At 68.0% G+C, this 19,642-nt stretch carries 18 protein-coding genes and 1 pseudogene; 8 read left to right on the top strand and 11 right to left on the bottom strand.

Annotated features, from left to right (window positions below; translation table 11 throughout):
• A pseudogene (locus tag IQ458_RS19645) lies at positions 1–231 on the bottom strand (hypothetical protein); the annotation flags it as partial.
• A 233-nt stretch (positions 232–464) separates the two neighbouring features.
• Here IQ458_RS19645 and IQ458_RS13640 point away from each other — a divergent pair.
• The 4 genes from IQ458_RS13640 (at position 465) to IQ458_RS13625 (ending at position 3,875) form a co-directional block, all read left to right on the top strand.
• Complete coding sequence (locus tag IQ458_RS13640; protein WP_141455456.1) at positions 465–1,040, top strand: YceI family protein; 576 nt, start codon at positions 465–467, stop codon at positions 1,038–1,040.
• A 169-nt stretch (positions 1,041–1,209) separates the two neighbouring features.
• On the top strand, positions 1,210–1,407 hold the full coding sequence (locus IQ458_RS13635) for a zinc-finger domain-containing protein (protein ID WP_141455457.1): 198 nt from the start codon (positions 1,210–1,212) through the stop codon (positions 1,405–1,407).
• A gap of 16 nt (positions 1,408–1,423) precedes the next feature.
• Positions 1,424–2,563 carry a glycosyltransferase family 4 protein gene (locus IQ458_RS13630; RefSeq protein WP_203323161.1) on the top strand — a complete coding sequence of 380 codons (1,140 nt, stop codon included), beginning with the start codon at positions 1,424–1,426 and terminating at the stop codon, positions 2,561–2,563.
• The gene (locus tag IQ458_RS13625; RefSeq protein WP_183639341.1) at positions 2,538–3,875 is read left to right on the top strand and encodes an O-antigen ligase family protein; all 1,338 of its coding nucleotides are present in this window, start codon (positions 2,538–2,540) and stop codon (positions 3,873–3,875) included. The genes IQ458_RS13630 and IQ458_RS13625 overlap by 26 nt, the downstream gene beginning before the upstream one ends.
• A gap of 67 nt (positions 3,876–3,942) precedes the next feature.
• On the opposite strand, the gene IQ458_RS13620 is transcribed toward IQ458_RS13625, so the two are convergent.
• Entirely contained in the window at positions 3,943–4,860 is a 918-nt protein-coding gene (locus IQ458_RS13620) for an LpxL/LpxP family Kdo(2)-lipid IV(A) lauroyl/palmitoleoyl acyltransferase (protein ID WP_183639340.1), read from the bottom strand.
• A 34-nt stretch (positions 4,861–4,894) separates the two neighbouring features.
• Between IQ458_RS13620 and waaA the strand changes: the two genes are divergently transcribed.
• The gene (gene waaA / locus IQ458_RS13615; RefSeq protein WP_192198032.1) at positions 4,895–6,193 is read left to right on the top strand and encodes a lipid IV(A) 3-deoxy-D-manno-octulosonic acid transferase; all 1,299 of its coding nucleotides are present in this window, start codon (positions 4,895–4,897) and stop codon (positions 6,191–6,193) included.
• A 7-nt stretch (positions 6,194–6,200) separates the two neighbouring features.
• On the top strand, positions 6,201–7,442 hold the full coding sequence (locus tag IQ458_RS13610) for a CaiB/BaiF CoA transferase family protein (RefSeq protein ID WP_203323160.1): 1,242 nt from the start codon (positions 6,201–6,203) through the stop codon (positions 7,440–7,442).
• A 96-nt stretch (positions 7,443–7,538) separates the two neighbouring features.
• Here the strand turns inward: IQ458_RS13610 and IQ458_RS13605 are convergent, their stop codons facing one another.
• The 3 genes from IQ458_RS13605 to IQ458_RS13595 form a co-directional block, all read right to left on the bottom strand.
• Positions 7,539–8,930, bottom strand: coding sequence for a TolC family outer membrane protein (locus IQ458_RS13605; RefSeq protein ID WP_203323159.1), 1,392 nt, complete (start codon positions 8,928–8,930; stop codon positions 7,539–7,541).
• A 20-nt stretch (positions 8,931–8,950) separates the two neighbouring features.
• Positions 8,951–9,607 carry a protein-L-isoaspartate O-methyltransferase family protein gene (locus IQ458_RS13600; protein ID WP_203323158.1) on the bottom strand — a complete coding sequence of 219 codons (657 nt, stop codon included), beginning with the start codon at positions 9,605–9,607 and terminating at the stop codon, positions 8,951–8,953.
• A 147-nt stretch (positions 9,608–9,754) separates the two neighbouring features.
• Entirely contained in the window at positions 9,755–10,420 is a 666-nt protein-coding gene (locus IQ458_RS13595; protein WP_183639335.1) for a TetR/AcrR family transcriptional regulator, read from the bottom strand.
• Between the two features lie 110 nt (positions 10,421–10,530).
• On the opposite strand from IQ458_RS13595, the gene IQ458_RS13590 reads away from it, so the two are divergent.
• Both IQ458_RS13590 and IQ458_RS13585 read left to right on the top strand, forming a co-directional pair.
• Positions 10,531–11,628: an efflux RND transporter periplasmic adaptor subunit gene (locus tag IQ458_RS13590; RefSeq protein ID WP_235996843.1), complete on the top strand. Its 1,098-nt coding sequence runs from the start codon at positions 10,531–10,533 to the stop codon at positions 11,626–11,628.
• Between the two features lie 76 nt (positions 11,629–11,704).
• Positions 11,705–14,875 carry an efflux RND transporter permease subunit gene (locus IQ458_RS13585; protein ID WP_203323156.1) on the top strand — a complete coding sequence of 1,057 codons (3,171 nt, stop codon included), beginning with the start codon at positions 11,705–11,707 and terminating at the stop codon, positions 14,873–14,875.
• Between the two features lie 23 nt (positions 14,876–14,898).
• Here IQ458_RS13585 and IQ458_RS13580 read toward each other — a convergent pair whose 3' ends face one another.
• The 6 genes from IQ458_RS13580 to leuC form a co-directional block, all read right to left on the bottom strand.
• The gene (locus IQ458_RS13580; RefSeq protein ID WP_192198028.1) at positions 14,899–15,222 is read right to left on the bottom strand and encodes a low molecular weight protein tyrosine phosphatase family protein; all 324 of its coding nucleotides are present in this window, start codon (positions 15,220–15,222) and stop codon (positions 14,899–14,901) included.
• Positions 15,223–15,233: 11 nt separating this feature from the next.
• Positions 15,234–15,929 carry an aspartate/glutamate racemase family protein gene (locus tag IQ458_RS13575; RefSeq protein WP_192198027.1) on the bottom strand — a complete coding sequence of 232 codons (696 nt, stop codon included), beginning with the start codon at positions 15,927–15,929 and terminating at the stop codon, positions 15,234–15,236.
• A 66-nt stretch (positions 15,930–15,995) separates the two neighbouring features.
• Positions 15,996–16,400: a hypothetical protein gene (locus tag IQ458_RS13570; protein WP_203323155.1), complete on the bottom strand. Its 405-nt coding sequence runs from the start codon at positions 16,398–16,400 to the stop codon at positions 15,996–15,998.
• Positions 16,401–16,527: 127 nt separating this feature from the next.
• Positions 16,528–17,616, bottom strand: a complete 1,089-nt coding sequence (gene leuB / locus IQ458_RS13565) for a 3-isopropylmalate dehydrogenase (RefSeq protein ID WP_192198025.1) — start codon at positions 17,614–17,616, stop codon at positions 16,528–16,530.
• The gene (gene leuD / locus IQ458_RS13560; RefSeq protein ID WP_141455471.1) at positions 17,606–18,187 is read right to left on the bottom strand and encodes a 3-isopropylmalate dehydratase small subunit; all 582 of its coding nucleotides are present in this window, start codon (positions 18,185–18,187) and stop codon (positions 17,606–17,608) included. Before leuD ends, leuB begins: the two co-directional genes overlap by 11 nt.
• Positions 18,187–19,638, bottom strand: a complete 1,452-nt coding sequence (leuC, locus tag IQ458_RS13555) for a 3-isopropylmalate dehydratase large subunit (protein ID WP_235996842.1) — start codon at positions 19,636–19,638, stop codon at positions 18,187–18,189. The genes leuD and leuC overlap by 1 nt, the downstream gene beginning before the upstream one ends.
• Positions 19,639–19,642: the final 4 nt, after the last annotated feature.

The raw sequence follows: 19,642 nt of genomic DNA, 5'->3' as shown, positions 1-19,642 counted from the left end.
GGGGGCGGCCAGCGCGGCCCGGAACGCGGACCCGAACGCACCCGTGTCCCCGGGCAGCCGCCGGGGCGCCCACCAGCGCCAGGGCGCGCTCGTCCGCAGGACCAGTGCCTCGTGCGGTGCCGCCTCCAACGCGCCGGCCAGGGCCGACGCCTGGCGGACGTTGCCCGCATGGCCGTCAGTGAGGGTCCAGAGGCGGTCGGAAAGCAGGGTGGGGCGGTCTGTTTGTTCCACCTGTCAAAACAATCCGTTCCGGAGCAGCCGGATGATCGCCAAAGTCGGGACACTCTACACTGGCCGGGTTGTGATTCGCGCGGTCGGGCGAATCCGACGTGCCCGATCCCGCCTCCTTTCGGATGAACCTTTTCCCCGGGTCTTCCGCCGGCCGTCGGTCATGTCGCCCGCCTCGACCCCGCCTTGACGAAGCCTGACGTATTCGACTGACCACCACCCCCGGAGATTCCACCATGCGCAAGACCCTGTTGATTGCCGCCCTGTTCGCGTTCGCCGGTTCCGCGTTCGCCGCCCCGGTCACCTACAAGATCGACCCCAACCACACCGACGTGATCGCGCAGTGGAGCCACTTCGGCTTCTCCAACCCGAGCGCGCACTTCGGCAAGGCCGACGGCACCATCGTCTATGACGCCGAGAACGTGTCCGCGTCGAAGGTCGAGGTGACCCTGCCGCTGTCCGGCCTGAACAGCTTCGTCGCCGATTTCGACGAGCACCTGCGCAGCGCCGATTTCTTCGACGCCGCCAAGTTCCCGGCCGCCACCTTCAAGAGCACCAAGGTGGAAGCCGCCGGCGAAGGCAAGCTCAAGGTCACCGGCAACCTGACCATCAAGGACATCACCAAGCCGGTGGTGCTGGACGTGACCCTGAACAAGGCCGGCGAGCACGCCATGGCCAAGCGCGCGGCGATCGGCTTCGACGCCACCACCACCGTCAGCCGCACCGAATTCGGCGTGGGCAAGTACGCGCCGGCGGTCAGCGATGAAGTGAAGCTGCGCATCACCACCGAAGCGATGGTGCCGAAGGAGTAAGTCTCCCCGGGGCCGGTGCCCCTCCCTCCCCCGACCGGCCCACCCGCGCCGTCCGGTTTCCGCCGGGCGGCGTTTCTTTTTTTCGCCGGCCTTGTCCGCGGCGCGCGCACGGGCCCGGTTTCCCCACCGGTGGTAAACTTCCCCGGTTCCCCCGAATCGCATCGCCGCCATGAGCCAGACCGCCACCGCGCCCGCCAACGCCGAGAAGCGCTACACCGTGCATCGCGCCGACCTGCCGTTGAGCTGCCCGCTGCCGTCGATGGCGCTGTGGAACTCGCATCCACGCGTGTACCTGCCGATCGAGGATGCGCCGGGCGGCGAAGTCCAGTGCCCGTACTGCGGTTCCCACTTCGTCCTCGCCGACTGATTCCGGCCGGGCCGCGATGCCCCGCCTGACCGTGGTGCAACTGCTGCCGGCGCTGGAGTCCGGCGGCGTGGAGCGATCGACCCTGGAGATCGCCGAGGCGCTGGTCCGGGCCGGCCATCGTGCCATCGTCGTCTCCGCCGGCGGCCGGTTGGTACCCGCGCTGGAAAAGTCCGGCGCCGAACACATCACCCTCGACATCGGCCGCAAGTCGTTGCTGACCCTGCGGCACGTCCGCACCCTGCGCGATCTGTTCCTGCGCGAGCGCCCGGATCTGGTGCACGCCCGTTCGCGCCTTCCGGCGTGGCTGGGATGGAAGGCGCTGGGCGCTGTGCCCACCGCGAGGCGCCCGCGCTTCGTCACCACCGTGCACGGCCTCAACTCGCCGGGTCGCTACAGCGCGATCATGACCCGTGGCGAACGGGTGATCTGCGTATCGGAAACCGTGCGCGACTACGTGCTGGCGCACTACCCGCGCACCGATCCCGGCAAGCTGCGGGTTATCCCGCGCGGCATCGATCCGACACGCTTCCCACATCGGGCATGGCCTGATCGGGCGATGCGCGCCGAGTTCGCCAGCGAATACCCGGGCCTGGCCGGCGACGGCCCGCTGCTGTTGCTGCCCGGCCGCGGGACGCGGCTGAAGGGGCATGGCGATGCGGTCTCGCTGCTTGCCCGGCTGCGCGCGCAGGGACTGGACGCGCGATTGTGGATGCCCGGCGCGCGCGAAGCCGGTCGCGAGCAGTACATCGGCGAACTGGAACGGCAGGCCGGGCAGGGCGGCTTCGGCGACGCGCTCGTGATCACGCCACCGACCGCACGCATCGCCGATGCCTATGCGGCGTCGGATCTGGTGCTGCAACTGTCGCGCAAGCCCGAGGCATTCGGTCGCACCGTCATCGAAGCGCTGTCGGTGGGACGTCCGGTGGCGGGCTGGGACCATGGCGGCGTCGGCGAACTGCTGGCGGAACTGCAACCGCAGGGCGCGGTGCCGCCATTCGACGAAGCAGCGCTGCTGCGGACGGCACAATCCCTGCTGGCGTCGCATCCGTCGCCTTCAGCGGCTACGATGCCGGCCTACACCCTGCGTGCGATGCAGGACGCCACGCTCGCCACCTATCTTGAACTCGCCCATGACCGCCAGCTCGCCGATCACTGAGAACGCGCAGCACGCGCCCCACGGCTGGCGCTGGGCGCCGGCGTGGGTGCTGACGTTCGTCGCGCTGTGGCCGATGCCCGGGTTCGCCGAGGGCGTGATGGTGCTCGGCGCATTGGCGGCCATCGTCCGCTTGCTGCTGGCACGCTTCCGCGGCAGTGCCAGCCTGCTCAGCAACCCGGCCTGGGCGCTGACCAGCGTGATGTTCCTGGCCTACTGGCTGCCCGAATTGATTTCGGCCGTCGAGGCGGTCGACTCCGCGCGCGCGCTGCGCGAGGCGGTGGTGGATCTGCGCTACCTGCCTTTCCTGTGGCTGGTCGCCGCCGCAGTGGCCAACGAACGCGGCCGACGGACCACGTTCGGCGGCCTCGCCGTCATCGTGGCGGTATGGACCTGCGATGCGCTGCTGCAGGCGGTGTCGGGCACCAGCCCCTTGTTCTGGAGCCTGGATCAGCTCAAGCAGCTGACCAGTGGTCATTCCATGTGCACGGCCGAGGACGTGGCGGTGCTGGATCGCCTCAGCGGCTTCCTGGGCCCCTGCAACCTCAAGCTGGGCGTGGTGCTGGCCAGCCTGTCCCCGTTCGTGCTGTTCGGCGCGGGCCGGAAGCTGGGAACCTTCGGATGGGTCGCCGCGGCCGCGGCGGTGGGCGTGGTGATCATCCTGGCCGGCGCGCGCGCCGCCTGGATCACCTATGCGCTGGTGCTGGTGTTCTCCGGCCTGCCGCTGCTGGGCTGGAAACGCCTGTTGGCGGTATTCGCCTTCGGCGCGCTGGCGCTGGTCGCACTCGGCGTGTCCTCGCCGCAGCTGCGCGAACGCCTGGACCGCACCAGCCAGGCCCTGGCCGCCGACGAGGACGGCGTCGACATGGCGCTGTCCGGACGTACCCAGATATGGGGCGCGGCCTGGTGCATGGTCAAGGAACAACCGATCAACGGCGTCGGCGTGAGGGGATTCCGCAAGGCGTTCCCCGACTGCGATCCGTTGCACGGTGGCCGCCCGGCGTGGGGCCACGGTCCCGCGCTGCATGCCCACCAACTGGTGCTGGAAGTGCTGAGCGAAACCGGCGGCATCGGCTTGCTGCTCTGGCTGGCCGGCGCCGCGCTGGCCTGGCGCGCCTGGCGCTATGCCACCCCGCAGGCCAAGGAACGCGCGCGCCCGGCGATGCTGGCGCTGGCGGTGACGGTGTTCCCGTTCAATACCCACCTGGCGTTCTATTCGACATTCTGGGGCGGGCTGACCCTGATGCTGGCCGCGCTCTACACCGGTAGCCTGCTGGCCCGCGAGGCCGCGCCGGAATCCGGGCCGGCGGCGTGATCCGGTTGGCGGGTCCCGCGGCCTGAGCGAGGCGTGTCTGATCCGGACTGCGCGGACTACAGGCGGACTACGGGTCGTACCGCTTGCTGCGGCCTTCGGGCTGGCGCTTGAAGCGGCGGTGGATCCACAGGTACTGCGCGGGCGCTTCCCGCACCATCGCTTCGATCTGCGCGTTGACGCGCGCGCTGTCGGCCACCGCGTCCTGCGACGGGAAATCCTCCAGCGGCGGCGCCACCCGCAGGATGTAGCGGCCGCCTTCGCGGCGATGGAAGAACGGCACCACCGCGCATCCGGTCAGGCGCGCGAGCTGGTGGGTGGCCGTAATGGTGGCGGCCGGCACGCCGAAAAACGGTGCGAACACCGTGTCCTTGCCGCGCATGTCCTGGTCGGGCGCGTACCAGAGGAAACCACCCTGCTTGAGATGACGGACCGCGCCGCGGATCTCGTCGTTGGTGAACATGTGGGTGGCATAGCGCAGGCGGCCGCGCTTGACCGCCCATTCGAACACCGGATTGCGGTGGCGCCGGTACATGCCGGCCAGTTCGATGTGGTCGCAGATGAGCCGGCCGCACATCTCCAGTGTCATGAAATGCCCGGACACCATCAGCACGCCGCGTCCCTGCGCACGCAGCGCCTGCAGGTGTTCCAGTCCTTCGACGACCACGTCGCGCCGCATCGGCGTGATCGAGCCCCACCAGGCGCGCGCGAACTCGAACAGGCCGACGCCCAACGCCTGGAAGCTGTCCTTCAGCAATGCCTGCCGCTCCGCCTCGTCCATGCCCGGGAAGCACAGCGCGAGGTTGACCTCCGCCGCGCGCCGGCGCGAAGGCGCCAGGTATGGCGCCAACCAGCCGATGCACGCACCCAGCGCGCGCTGCACCGGCCAGGGCAACTGCGCCCCGGCGACCATGACACCCAGGCCAAGCCACTTCAGCCACAGGCGTGGGGAAAACGGGGGGCGGGCGGGCATCTGCGGGGCGGCCATGGCTTAATTCTAGCGTCTTACCTATCCTTTCCCGATGCGGAAGGACTTCACCGAGCGTTTGTTGCGTGGCCTGTACTCGGGCGCGCTGTACCTGTTGACGCCCGTCACCGTGTACCACCTGATCTGGCGCGGTTTCCGCTTCGCCGAGTACTTCCAGCGCTGGAACGAGCGCTTCGGCAGTTATGAGCGCAAGCCGGAGCCGGCGGACATCTGGCTGCATGCGGTGTCGGTGGGCGAAGTCAACGCCGCCGCGCCGGTGGTGGAAGCCTTGCGCCGCGCGCGTCCGGACCTGCGCTGGGTGGTCACCACCATCACCCCGACCGGCTCGGAGCGGGTCGCCGCCCTATGGGGCGACAGTGTCGAACACGTCTACGCGCCCTACGACCTGCCCGGCGCCGTCGGGCGCTTCCTGGACCATTACCGCCCGGCGATCGGCCTGGTGATGGAAACCGAGCTCTGGCCCAACCTGCTGTTCGGTTGCCAGGACCGCCACATACCGACCTATATCCTCAACGGTCGCCTGTCGGCGCGTTCACTGCGTGGCTACAGCGTATTGCGGCCGTTGATCGCGCGGACCCTGCGCACCCTGCGCCGGGTCGCCGCGCAATCCGATGCGGATGCGCGCCGGTTCGTGGTGCTCGGCGCGGATCCGGAACAGGTGCGCGATATCGGCAACCTCAAGTTCGACGTGCGTGTTCCCGATGGACTGGACGGGTTCGTGGCAGGCTTCCGCGAGAGCGTCGGCCCGCGTCCGGTCTGGATCGCGGCCAGTACCCACGAGGACGAGGAATCGGCGGTGCTGGCGATCCACCGCCATCTGCGCGCGCGCTGGCCGGATCTGCTGCTGCTGTGGGCGCCGCGCCATCCCGAGCGCTTCCCGCGCGTGCAGGAAGCGGCCGAAGCCGCGCACCTGCGCACGGCCTCCCGTCGCGGGAAGCGCTGGCCGGCCGCGGATACCGACGTGTTCGTCATCGATACGCTGGGGGAACTGGCTTCGTTCTACGCCTGCGCGGATGTGGCTTTCGTCGGCGGCAGCCTGCAGCCGATCGGCGGCCACAACCTGCTGGAACCGGCCGCGGTGGGCACCCCCGCGGTGACCGGTCCGCACCTGCACAATTTCGTCGAGATCGCCAAGCGGCTGAGGGAGGCCGATGCGCTGATCGTCGGCCAGGACGCGCAGGCGGTGGCGGCCGGCGTGCAGCGCCTGCTCGAGGACCCGATCGAACGCCAGCGCATGGCCGACAACGGACGCGCGCTGGTCGAACACGGACGTGGCGCACTGGCGCGCACGCTGGCGATGATCCAGCCGGATCTGCCGCCCTCGGTGGACTGACGCGCAGGTGAGTACGCCCGTCATTCCTCCACAGGCGCTGGCCGGCGTGCGCGTGCTGGATCTGTCGCGGGTGCTCGCAGGGCCCTGGTGCACGCAGACGCTCGCGGATCTGGGCGCGGACGTGATCAAGATCGAGCGCCCCGGCAGCGGTGACGATACCCGTGGCTGGGGCCCGCCATTCCTGCGCGATCACGATGGCCACGAGACCGGCGAGTCGTCGTATTACCTGTGCGCCAACCGCAACAAGCGATCGCTGGCGGTGGATATCGCGACCGCCGACGGGCAGGCGTTGATCCGCCGGCTGGCACGGGGCTGCGACGTGGTGGTGGAGAACTTCAAGGTCGGCGAAATGGCGCGCTATGGACTGGACGCCGCCCGCCTGCGCACCGACGATCCGCGCCTGATCTATTGCTCGATCACCGGCTACGGACAGACCGGGCCGTATGCGCGCCGCCCCGGTTACGACTTCGCCGTGCAAGGGCTGGGCGGCCTGATGAGCGTGACCGGCGAACGCGACGGTCTGCCCGGCGCGGGACCACAGAAAGTGGGCGTCGCCGTCGCCGATCTGTTCACCGGCATGTACGCCACCGTCGCCATCCTGGCCGCGCTGCGGCATCGCGACGCGACCGGAGAAGGGCAGGTCATCGACATGGCGTTGCTCGATGCGCAGGTGGCGATGCTGGCCAATCTCGGCAGCCAGTACCTGGTGGGCGGCGTCGTGCCGCAAAGAATGGGCAACGGCCATCCGAGCATCGTGCCGTACCAGGCGTTCGAGGCCGCCGACGGCCACGTCATTCTCGCGGTGGGCAACGACGCGCAGTTCGCGCGTTTCTGCGCCATCGCCGGACATCCGGAATGGGCCGGCGATCCGCGTTTCGCCCGCAACGCCGATCGCGTGCGCAACCGCGACGTGCTGGTTCCATTGATCGCGGACGCGATGCGCATGCGCGGCCGCGCGGATTGGCTGGCCGTGCTCGAAGCCGGTGGCATTCCTTGCAGCCCGGTCAACGACATCGACGAAGTGTTCGCGGACCCGCAGGTGCGTGCCCGCGGCCTGCGGGTGAGCGTGGATCACCCCGCACGGGACGCGTTGCCGATGGTGGCCAGCCCGCTGCGATTGTCGGCCACGCCGGTGCGCTATCGAAGCGCGCCGCCGATGCTGGGCCAGCACAGCGAAGAAGTCCTGCGCGAGTCGGGATTCTCTCCACGGGAAATCGACGAGCTGCGCGCTCGCGGCCTCATCTCCTGAGGCCGCCCGCGGCCGCGCGGCAGGAATCTGGATTGAACTTACAAAAAAACGGCGGGCCGAAGCCCGCCGTTTTCACTTGTCGATGGTGCGGTCCGATCAGTTGGCGCTGGTGGCCGCCGGCGCCAGACGTGCCTCGGCGTTGACCGTCAGCAGGCGGTTCACGTCTTCGACATCGGCGCGCTCCAACGTGCCGGCGGCCTGCTCCAGCAACAGCCGGTTCTGCAGGTACTGGTACTTGGAGCGGGCATACTCGACCTGCGCCTGGAACAGTGTGCGCTGGTTCTGCAGCACGTCCAGCACGGTGCGGGTACCGACTTCCAGGCCGACTTCGGAAGCGTCGTAGGCGCTCTGCGCCGACACCACCGCCAGGCGGCGGGCCTCGACTTCGCTCACGCCCGCGACCAGCGCCTGATAGACATTGCTGGTGTTGCGGACCAGGGCGCGCTTGGTCTGCTCGACGGTATCGTCGGCGATGTCGCGCTGGGCCAGGGCCTGGCGCACGCGCGACTGGGTGGCGCCACCGGCGAACAGCGGCACGTTCAGGGTGATGCCCCACCGGTGGCCTTCGGAATCGCTCGAAATGCCCGGGCTGCCGGGGCCGTGCACCGAATCCCAATTGGCGCCGTTGCTGTAGCTGCCCTGGAAGCTGAGGGTCGGGTAGTGGCCGGCGCGCGCACTGGACACGCCGAAGTCGGCGGCCTGCTTCTGGAACTCGGCGGCTTTCAGCGCCGGATTCTGTTCGACCGCGCGATCCACCCAGCCCTGCGCCGACTGCTCGGCCGGCAGTTCGGGACGGAAATCGTCCGGCAGGCCCTGCAGGTTGCTGATCGGCTGGCCGGTCAGTTCGGTCAGGGCGCGGTAGGTGTCGTCCAGGGTGTTGCGGCTCAGGATGGTGCTGGCGCGGGCGCTGTCGTACTGCGCGCGGGCTTCATGCACGTCGGTGATCGGCGCCAGGCCGACTTCGAGGCGCTTCTGGGTGTAGTCGAACTGCTTCTTGGCGGCGGCTTCGTTGGTCTGTGCCGCGGCCAGCGACTCGATCGCGATCAGCACGTCGAAGTAGGCCGCCGACGTGCGGGTGATCAGCTCCTGGTTCGACGAGTTGAGGTTGTAGTCGGCCGCGGTGCTGTTGGCGCGCTCGGCACGCAGGTTGGAGATGCGGCTCCAGTCGAAGATCGACTGGCTCAGCGTCGCACCGTAGGTGCGGCCCTTGGTGTCGCCGACCGCGACGACGTTGCCGAATTCATCCTGCTGGAAATTGCCGGGTCGGCTGCTGTGCGAACGCTCATAGCCTACCGAGCCATCGAGCTGCGGAAGCAGCGCGGCGCGTGCCTGCACCTTGCCTTCCTTGGTGCTCAGCGTGTTGGACTCGGCGATCGACAGCTGGGTATCGCCGGTCCGCGCCAGATCGAAGGTCTGGAGCAGGTCGGTGGCGCTGGCGCCGACGGGCAGGGCAAGGGCGAGCGCGAGTACGAGGGGGCGACGGCTCATGCGGTTTCCTTATTGATCCTTTAGAAGACGAACTTCGGCGCCGGGGCGGCGCCGACAAGGTAGGCGAGATCAGTCTCGAACAACGATTCGATGCGGCCGCCGTTGACATCGGCGTGGTGCAGGACCGCTTCCATCACCGGCGACTGTCCGCGCACGACGAACAGGCGGCCACCGGGGCGCAGCCATTCCAGGAAACGCGCCGGGATGCTGTCCACCGCCGCGGTCACGCAGATCGCATCGAAGCGGCGCTCGGTCGTGTAGTGCAGCGCATCCGCGGTTTCGATGCGTACGTTGTTGCCCAGGCCGGTGCGATCCAGGCGCTCGCGCGCGGCGGCGGCCAGTTCGGGCTGGATTTCCAGGCTCACCACGTCGCGCGCCAGCGCGCCCAGGCAGGCCGCCATGTAGCCGCTGCCGGTGCCGATCTCCAGCACTTCCTCATCGGACTGGATGTTGAGCGCCTGCAGGGTACGGCCCTCGAGCACCGGCTTCATCATCTTCTGGCCATGGCCCAGCGGGATCTCCAGATCCGCGTAGGCCAGCGCGCGGTGAATCTCCGGGACGAACGCCTCGCGCGGCAGCGTGGCCAGCACGTCCAGCACGCGGACTTCCAGCACGTCCCAGGGACGTACCTGCTGTTCGACCATGTTTTCGCGGGCGAGGGAGTAATCGATCGTCATGGGGGAAATCATCCGGCGCGTGGGACTGGGTCGAGCATTTTACCGGGACGGCCCCGGTCGCGCTCGGGAAGGATCGCGGCTGGCCCCCGCAGGGCGCAGTGCCGGAAGTCACCGCGACCTCCGTCGGGCATCCTCGGCGGCATGAGCCTAGCGCTTTCCGTAGGCCCGCAGGAACAGGTCCACGCCGGCATCCAGGTGGCTGTCCACGTCACCCCGGCCGGGCCGCTCGCACAAGCCGCACATCATGCGTCCATGGAGATCGCCCTTGATCAGGCTGAAGAACTGCTCGGCGGCCCGGGGCACGTCGGGGATATCCAGCTCGCCGGCATCCACGCGCGCCTGCAGCAGGGCGGCGAAGGCGTCGTGGGTGCGCTGCGGCCCGGCCTGCCAGAACACCTGCTTCAGGTTGTCGTCGATGTTGCCGGGCACCAGCATCATCCGGTGGGTGCTGATGGCCTCGTCGCTGCTGATCAGGGCGAAAAACGCCTGGGCGATGACCCGCAACTGGTCGCGCAGCGGTCCCTTGAGTTCGATCTGGAACAGATCGTCGGGCAGCATTTCCTCGCATTTGGCCCGCACGGCCTCGGTGAACAAGGCTTCCTTGTCACCGAAATGGCTGTATACGGTCAGCTTGGAGACGCCGGCCTCGGCGGCGATCTGATCCATCGAGGTTCCTCCGAAGCCCTCGCGGGCGAACAGCCGCTTGGCGGCGTCGAGGATGGCGGCACGCTTGCCGAGATCCTTCGGACGCCCGGGCCCGGTGGCGGGCTTGGCGGCAGGACGGCGGCTGGCGGGGGGAACGGGGCTGGCCATTCGGCAATACTAGACTACTCGGTTCGATATTTATACTATACCGGCAAGTCCATTAATTACTGAATGACAACGGAGTCGCGATGCACAGGCACGGCTTGCGCGGGATCGGAATGGGTCTGTTCCTCGGATTGGCGCTGTCGGCCTGCGGAGGAAGCGATGAAGCCGCGGAAACCCCGCGGCCGGCCATGGTGGTGCATCCCGCCGGCGGGGTCGAGGCCGCGCTGACGGCTTACGCGGGCGAGGTGCGGGCCCGCGAGGAAAGTCCGCTGTCGTTCCGGGTCGGCGGCAACCTGACCCGTCGAAACGTCGATGCCGGCGCGCGGGTGCGGCGCGGAGAAATCCTGGCGCTGCTGGATCCGGGTGATTTCAGCCTGCAGGAGCAGGCCGCGCGCGCCGAACTGGCCGCGGCCGAGGCCGAACTGGCCCGCACCCGGGGCGATCGGGACCGTTATGCCAAGCTGGTCGAGCAGTCGGTAGTCAGCCGCTCGGCCTACGATGCGCAGGTCGCGGCCTGGAAGGCCGCCGAAGGCCGCGCCCGCGCCGCCCGCGCGCAGATGGAAGTGATGCGCAACCAGGCGGGCTATTCGCAACTGCGCGCGCCGCGCGACGGGGTGATCGCCAGCCGCCAGGCCGAAGCGGGCCAGGTGGTGGCCGCCGGCCAGACCATCTACACGCTGGCCGCCGATGGCGGGCGCGAGGTCGCGATCGGCCTGCCGGAAAACCGCATCCGCGAGTTCAGCGTCGATCAGCCGGTACTGGTGGAACTATGGAATGCGCCGGGTGAGCGGTTGCCGGGCACCATCCGCGAAATCGCACCCGCGGCCGATTCGCAGACCCGCACCTACGCCGCGCGGGTCAGCCTGGTCGGCGAAGCGGTCAACGCGGTCGAGCTGGGCCAGAGCGCGCGCGTCTACGTACAGGAACATGGCGCCAAGGCGGCATTGAAGCTGCCGCTGTCGGCGGTGCAGCGTGGTGCCAAGGGCGGCACCGCGGTCTGGGTGGTGGATCCGAAGACCGCCAAGGTGTCGCTGCGACCGGTTCGGCTCGGCGCCTATGGTGATACCGAAGTACCCGTGCTGTCCGGCGTCGCCGCGACCGACTGGGTCGTGGCCGGCGGTGGCCATCTGCTGCGCGAAGGCGTGGCGGTGACGCCCGTGGATCGCGACAACCGTCCCGTGCTGGCGGCACCCGCCAAGGAAGCGCGCTGATGAAAGCGACGATCAGCATGGCGCGCGCGCCCGCGCGGCCGCTTCGCGTCGCATCCATTGAAGGGAGTCGCTGACCATGCGCCGCTTCAATGTCTCCGAGTGGGCCCTGACCAACCGCTCGCTGGTGCTGTTCGCGATGATCGTGCTGGCGCTTATCGGTACCTGGTCGTACCGGCACCTGGGCCAATCCGAGGATCCACCGTTCACTTTCAAGGCGATGGTCGTGCGCACGGTATGGCCCGGCGCGACCGCAGACGAAGTGTCCAAGCAGGTCACCGAGCGCATCGAGAAGGCGCTGATGACCACCGGGAAGTACGAGTTCATCCGTTCCTATTCGCGGGCTGGCGAGTCGCAGGTCATCTTCATGGCCCGGGATTCGCTCAACTCCAGGGACATTCCCGAACTCTGGTACCAGATCCGCAAGAAGGTCGGCGACGTCCGCTATACCCTGCCCGAAGGCGTGGTGGGGCCGTTCTTCAATGACGAGTTCGGCGACACCTTTGGCAACATCTATGCGTTGACCGGGCCGGGTTTCGACTATGCGGTGATGAAGGACTACGCCGACCGCATCCAGCTGGAACTGCAGCGCGTATCCGACGTGGGCAAGGTGGAACTGGTCGGACTGCAGGACGAGAAGGTCTGGATTGAACTGTCCAACACCAAGCTGGCGACGCTGGGCATCCCGTTGACGGCGGTGCAGCAGGCGCTGGACGAGCAGAACGCGATGACCCCGGCCGGCTTCTTCGAGACGCCGAGCGATCGCGTGCAACTGCGCGTCAGCGGCGAATTCAGTTCGGTCGAGGAGATCCGCGAGTTCCCGATCCACGCCGGCGGCCGCACGGTGCGCCTGGGCGACATCGCCGAAGTGCGTCGCGGCTTCGCGGATCCATCCGCGCCGAAGATGCGCTTCATGGGCGAGGACGCCATCGGCATCGCGGTCGCGATGAAGGACGGCGGCGACATCCTCAAGCTGGGCGATACCCTGGAACACGAATTCCAGCGCCTGCAGAAGACCCTTCCGGTCGGCATGCAGCTGCGCAAGGTATCCGACCAGCCGCATGCGGTGGAGGAATCGGTCGGCGAGTTCGTGCGGGTACTGACCGAGGCGGTGATCATCGTGCTGGTGGTGAGCTTCTTCTCGCTGGGTCTGCGTACCGGCCTGGTGGTGGCGGTCTCGATCCCGCTGGTGCTGGCGATGACCTTCGCGGTGATGCATTACTTCGGCATCGGCCTGCACAAGATCTCGCTGGGCGCGCTGGTGCTGGCGCTGGGCCTGCTGGTGGACGACGCGATCATCGCGGTGGAGATGATGGCCATCAAGATGGAGCAGGGTTACGACCGGCTGAAGGCGGCGAGCTTTGCCTACGAGTCGACCGCCTTCCCGATGCTGACCGGCACCCTGGTCACGGCCGCCGGCTTTCTGCCGATTGCGACCGCCGCGTCGAGCACCGGCGAATACACGCGCTCGTTGTTCCAGGTGGTGACGATCGCGCTGGTGGTGTCGTGGATCGCGGCGGTGCTGTTCATTCCCTATCTCGGCGACAAGATGCTGCCGGATCTGGACCAGCCGCGCCCGCCCAAACCGGGTTCGCTGGCCGCGCGCTGGCATGGCCTGCGCGCGCGCCTGGCCGATCGCCATCCCGCACTGGCCGGCTGGCTGGAACCCGCGCCGCATGACGCCCACGATCACGACCCCTACCAGCGGCCGTTCTACCAGAAGTTCCGCAAGCTGCTGGATGCCTGCCTGCGCCATCGCTGGCTGGTGATTGGCGTGACCGTGCTGGCATTCGTACTGTCGATCGTGATGTTCCGTTTCATTCCGCAACAGTTCTTCCCCGATTCGGTGCGTCCGGAACTGATGGTGGATCTGGAGCTGGCCGAAGGCAGCTCGCTCAAGTCCACCGATGCGCAGGCACGCCAACTGGAGAAGCTGCTGGCCAAGCGCGAAGGCATCCAGAACTACGTGGCCTACATCGGCACCGGCTCGCCGCGTTTCTACCTGCCGCTGGACCAGCAATTGCCACAGGCCAATTTCTCGCAGTTCGTGGTGCTGGCCGATGACATCGAGACGCGCGAATCGACACGCAAATGGCTGATTGAGGAAGTCGCGCCGAAATTCCCGCAACTGCAGTTCCGGGTGACCCGGCTGGAGAATGGACCGCCGGTGGGCTATCCGATCCAGTTCCGCGTGTCGGGCGAACACATTGATCGCGTGCAGGCGCTGGCACGCCAGGTGGCCGAGAAGGTGCGCGCGAACCCCAATGTCGCCAACGTCAATCTCGACTGGGATGAACCCAGCAAGATCGTGCGCCTGGTGATCGACCAGGATCGCGCCCGCGCGCTCGGCGTGAGCACCGCGCAGGTATCGCACTTCCTGACCAGTTCACTGTCGGGCCTGCACGTGAGCACCTATCGCGAGGGCAACGAGTTGGTCGAGATCCTGCTGCGTGGTCCGGAGCAGGAACGCGCGCGCATGGATCTGGTCGGCAGCCTGGCGGTGCCGACCAGCAATGGCGGAAGCGTGCCGCTGTCGCAGATCGCCAACCTGGAGTACGCCTTTGAGGACGGCATCATCTGGCACCGCAACCGCCTGCCGACGGTGACCGTGCGTGCGGATCTCAATACCGATGATCTGACCCCGCCGACCGTGGTGGGGCAGATCCAGCCGACCCTGGAGGACATCCGCAAGGCGCTGCCGGAAGGCTACCTGCTGGAGACGGGCGGCACCGTCGAGGATTCGGCGCGCGGGCAGAATTCCATCAACGCGGGCATGCCGCTGTTCCTGCTGGTGGTGGCGACCCTGCTGATGTTGCAGCTGCGCAGCTTCCCGCGGATGGCGCTGGTGGCGATGACCGCGCCGCTGGGGCTGATCGGCGTGACCCTGGCGCTGCTGATCTTCCGGGTGCCGTTCGGTTTCGTCGCCATGCTCGGCACCATCGCCCTGGCGGGCATGATCATGCGCAATTCGGTGATCCTGGTGGATCAGATCCAGCAGGACATCGACGCGGGCCATGACCGCTGGCATGCGATCATCGATGCCACCGTGCGCCGGTTCCGGCCCATCGTGCTGACCGCGCTGGCGGCGGTGCTGGCGATGATCCCGCTTTCGCGCAGCGCGTTCTTCGGGCCGATGGCGGTGGCGATCATGGGCGGCCTGACCGTGGCGACCCTGTTGACCCTGCTGTTCCTGCCGGCGCTGTACGCGGCCTGGTTCAAGGTCAAGCCCGAGGAAGGCAACGCGGCCTGACGCAGGGTGGGCTTCGGCCCGCCCTAGCGAAGATACCGCGGTACCTTGGCGCGCAGCAGCGCGATCAACTCCGGGTCCATGTAGTCGTACTCGTCAGGGATATCGAGGCAGACGATTCGCTGCCGGCCCAGGTGGGCACGGAAGCGCGACGACAGCTTGTCGCGGTGCGCGCGTTCCATGACGAATACCAGATCCGCCCACGTCAACAACTCCGGCGTGAGCGGATTTTCAGCATCGTTGTTCAGGCCGGCCGACGCGGTCTCCACGCCGGGCCAGTCCGCAAAGACCTGCTCGGCCGTCGGACTGCGCAGACGGTTCTGGCTGCAGATGAAAAGCACCTTGCGCATGCCTGCCGGACTCAGGCACCGAGTGCGTGGTCGGCCGCGGCACGGGCATGCAGCGCGGTGGTATCGAAGAGCGGGACGGGCGAGTCGTCCGTGCCCACCAGCAGCGATATCTCCGTGCATCCCAGGATCACCGCTTCCGCACCGCGTGCAACCAGACGGCCAATGATGTCCCGATAGAGGTGCCGCGAGCGGTCGTCGACGATGCCCCGGCAAAGCTCCTCGTAGATGATGCGGTGGACCTCGAGGCGGTCTTCGCTCCCGGGGACAAGCACTTCCAGGCCATGCCGCCGCTGCAGGCGCTCGCGATAGAACTCCTCTTCCATGGTGAAGCGCGTGCCCAGCAGGCCGACCCGCCGGACTCCCGCCGCGGCGACGGCGCTCGCGGTCGGATCGGCGATGTGAAGCAATGGCAGCGCGATCGCGGCTTCCACCGCGGGCGCGACCTTGTGCATCGTGTTGGTGCAGATCACCAGGAAATCGGCACCGGCCGATTGCAGGCGCCGCGCACCGTCTGCCAGCAGCGTCCCCGCGCGCTCCCACTCGCCGCCGCGTTGCAATTGTTCGATCTCGTGGAAATCAACGCTGTAGAGCAGGAGGCGCGCCGAATGCAGCCCGCCCAGGCGTTCCTGCACGCGCTGGTTGATCAGGCGGTAATAGGGCACGGTGGATTCCCAGCTCATGCCACCCAGCATTCCGATGGTCTTCATTCCGGCATTGTAGGGGCAAGGACACGCGGGTGATGCGTGTGGGAGACAGGTGGGAACGGATGCCAATCAGGCGTCCGATGGAGAACCTTCGTCGCGAACCAGGGCTTCGCCGGCCGGTTTCGGATCGGACTGTAGAACCAGTTGTGCCAGCAACGCCACCCACACGGGAATCACGAACCAGCCCCGCCAGACATCTTCGAGCCCGCTCTTCGGGAATCCATGCTTCGCCACGAAGTAGAACACGCCGAAAAACAGCAGGACGAAGATCGGAACCAGGCGCGGTTGCATGAGGCCCATGAGCCCGGACTCGTTGGCGTCGGCCGTTTCCGGGGGCGAGTTGAGCAGGAAGACCAGGGCCAGCGGAAGGAAGCCTTCCAGCACCGGCCATCCCGCCAGCGAGCCGACGCCCCAAAGCGTGATCAGCGAGGCGGAGACCACCAGTTTCAATCGATGCTTCGTGCCGGGCGTCATGTCCGCGTCCTCTGCATGCCGAAGCGGACTATGGCCGGATCAGGTCTCAACCACAAGCAGTTGGGGACGGCTGGCAAGACAGGCAAAAAAAAGGCGGGCCGAAGCCCGCCTGTCAGAGAGAGCAGACTCAGTCCCTGAGTTCGGCGACGTAGCAGTGCTCGTTCAACTGTTCGACCACCGCCTGGGCGGCGGCCTGGGTGGAGACACCGCGACCACCCGCGGCCAGATCATTGGTGAACACCTGCGCGTTCAGGGCGCCGTCGACCGCGCGCTCGATGCAATCGGCCTCTTCGTCCAGGCCCAGCGAGTGGCGCAGCAGCATCGCGCAGCTCAGGATGGTGGCGTACGGGTTGGCGATGCCCTTGCCGGCGATGTCCGGCGCGGAACCGTGGATGGGCTCGTACAGGCCGACCCGGCCGTCGCCCAGCGAGGCCGACGGCAACAGACCCAGCGATCCGGCCAGCATCGAGGCTTCGTCGGTCAGGATGTCGCCGAACATGTTCTCGGTGACGATCACGTCGTACTCGCGCGGCCGCGACAGCAGATGCATGGCCATGGCATCGACCAGCACGTGCTCCAGTTTCACGTCGGCGAATTCCTCGCGGCCGATGCGCGCGGTAACGTCGCGCCACAGGCGCGAGGTCTCCAGCACGTTGGCCTTGTCCACCGACACCAGGTAGCCGCGACGCTGGCGCGCCAGGCGGAACGCGCTGCGCACCACCCGCTCGATCTCGGTGACGCTGTAGCTGCACAGATCGCTGGCGCCGCGTTCGTCGCGGGTCTTGTCGCCGAAGTAGATGCCGCCGGTCAGTTCGCGCACCACCATGATATCCACGCCGGTCAGCAGGTGCGGCTTGATCGGCGAGGCGTTCAGCGCGGCCGGGTGCGGGCGGACCGGTCGCAGGTTGGCGAACAGGCCCAGTCCACGGCGCAGCGCCAGCAGGCCCTGCTCGGGACGGATCTTCGCGTTCGGGTCGGACCATTTCGGTCCGCCCACCGCGCCCAGCAGCACCGCGTCGGCCTGCTGGCAGGCGCGCAGCGTGGCGGCCGGCAGCGGATCGCCATGACGATCGATGGCGATGCCGCCGATGTCGTGTTCGGTGAAGGTGAAGTCGTGGCCGTGGCGACGGGCCACGGTACGCAGGACGGAGACGGCGGCGGCGGTGACTTCCGGACCGATGCCGTCGCCGGGCAGGACGGCGATTTCAGCGCGCATGGCGGGTTTCCTCGTAGTGTTCGATATCGGCCTGGCGGGCCAGCAGATAGCCCATTTCGTCGACGCCCTCGAGCAGGCAGGTCTGGGCGAAGGCATCCAGCGGGAAGGGGTAGACGCGGCCGTCGGGCGTGCGCAGCTCGCGCGCGGCCACGTCGATGACCAGTTCGTCATCGGGGCGTTCCATCAGCGCCTGCACGTCGTCCTCGGCCAGCACCACCGGCAACAGGCCGTTCTTCAGGCTGTTGTTGCGGAAGATGTCGGCGATCTCGCTGCTGACGATCGCGCGCAGGCCCAGGTCGGTCAGCGCCCACGGCGCGTGTTCGCGCGAGGAGCCGCAGCCGAAGTTCCGGCCGGCCAGCAGTACGGCACGGCCGGCGTTTTCCGGCTGGTTGAACGGGAATTCCGGATTGGGCGTGCCGTCGGCCTGCCAGCGCCAGTCGTTGAACGCATTGCGGCCCAGACCGGCGCGTTCGGTGGTGGACAGGAACCGGGCCGGGATGATCTGGTCGGTGTCGATGTTGGTCTGGCGCAGCACGACGCTCTGCGAACGCAGTTCACGGAAACCGCTCATCACGCCACCTCCTTGCGCGCACCGAACAGTTCGCGGGGATCGCTGACCCTTCCGTTCACCGCCGCCCACGCCGCCGTCAGCGGCGAGGCCAGCAGGGTGCGCGAGCCGGGGCCCTGGCGTCCCTCGAAATTGCGGTTGCTGGTGCTGACGGCCAATTGGCCGGGGGCGACCAGATCACCGTTCATGGCGATGCACATCGAGCAGCCCGGTTCGCGCCATTCCGCACCGGCGGCACGCACGATGGCGTCGATGCCCTCGGCCTCGGCCTGGCGCTTGACCTGCTCCGAGCCCGGCACCACCAGCATGCGCACGCGCGCATCGATCTGGCGGCCGCGCAGTACGGAAGCGACCTCGCGCATGTCGCTCAGGCGGCCATTGGTGCAGGAGCCGACGAACACCACGTCCACCGCGGTGCCGGCCAGCGCGTGGCCCGCCTCCAGCGCCATGTAGTCCAGTGCCTTGCGCGCGGCGGCGTCGTTGGCGGCGGGAATCGGGACATCCACGCCGATGGCGGTGCCCGGATGGGTGCCCCAGGTCAGGGTCGGGCGAATGTCCGCGGCGTCGATGCGCACTTCCACGTCGTGGCGGGCACCCTCATCGCTGCGCAGCGCCGACCACTCGCGCCTGGCCTGCTCGAAGTCGGCGCCCTTGGGCGCGCGCGGCGCCTGCGCCAGCCAGGCGAAGGTGGTCTCGTCCGGGGCGACCATGCCGGCGCGCGCGCCGGCTTCGATCGACATGTTGCACAGGGTCATGCGCTGCTCCATGTCCATCGCGCGGATGGTGGAACCGCGATACTCGATAACGTGGCCGGTGCCGCCGTTGACGCCGATCACGCCGATGATGTGCAGGATGACGTCCTTGGCGCCGACGCCCGGCGCCAGTTCGCCCTCCACCGTGATCGCCATGGACTTCGGCTTGCGCTGCAGCAGGCACTGGGTGGCCAGCACGTGGCCGACCTCGCTGGTGCCGATGCCGAACGCCAGCGCGCCGAACGCGCCGTGGGTGGAGGTGTGGCTGTCACCGCAGACGATGGTCATGCCGGGCTGGGTGAAGCCCAGTTCGGGCGCGATGACGTGGACGATGCCGCGCTGGTCGGAACCCATGTCGAACAGTTCGATGCCGTGTTCGGCGCAGTTGCGCGCCAGGGTCTGGACCTGCGATTCGGCGGCGGCCGTGTAGTAGGGCAGCCTGCCGTCCGCGCCGGCGGGCAGGGTGGGCGTGGAGTGATCCATCGTCGCCTTGGTGCGGTCCGGGCGGCGCGGCTTCAGGCCGCGCGACTTCAGTTCGGTGAACGCCTGCGGCGAGGTCACTTCATGAATCAGGTGCAGGTCGATGTACAGGACCGCGGGTGCGGCGTCGCTTTCGGGACTGACGACGTGCGCGTCCCAGAGTTTGTCGAACAGGGTACGGGGTGGTTGGGTGGTCATGGTCGGGGAGTCGGGAGAATTCATGTCG

It is taken from the genome of Pseudoxanthomonas beigongshangi (assembly GCF_016820515.1).
Taxonomy (GTDB): Bacteria; Pseudomonadota; Gammaproteobacteria; order Xanthomonadales; family Xanthomonadaceae; genus Pseudoxanthomonas_A; species Pseudoxanthomonas_A beigongshangi.
This window is presented reverse-complemented; position numbering and strand designations above follow the sequence as displayed.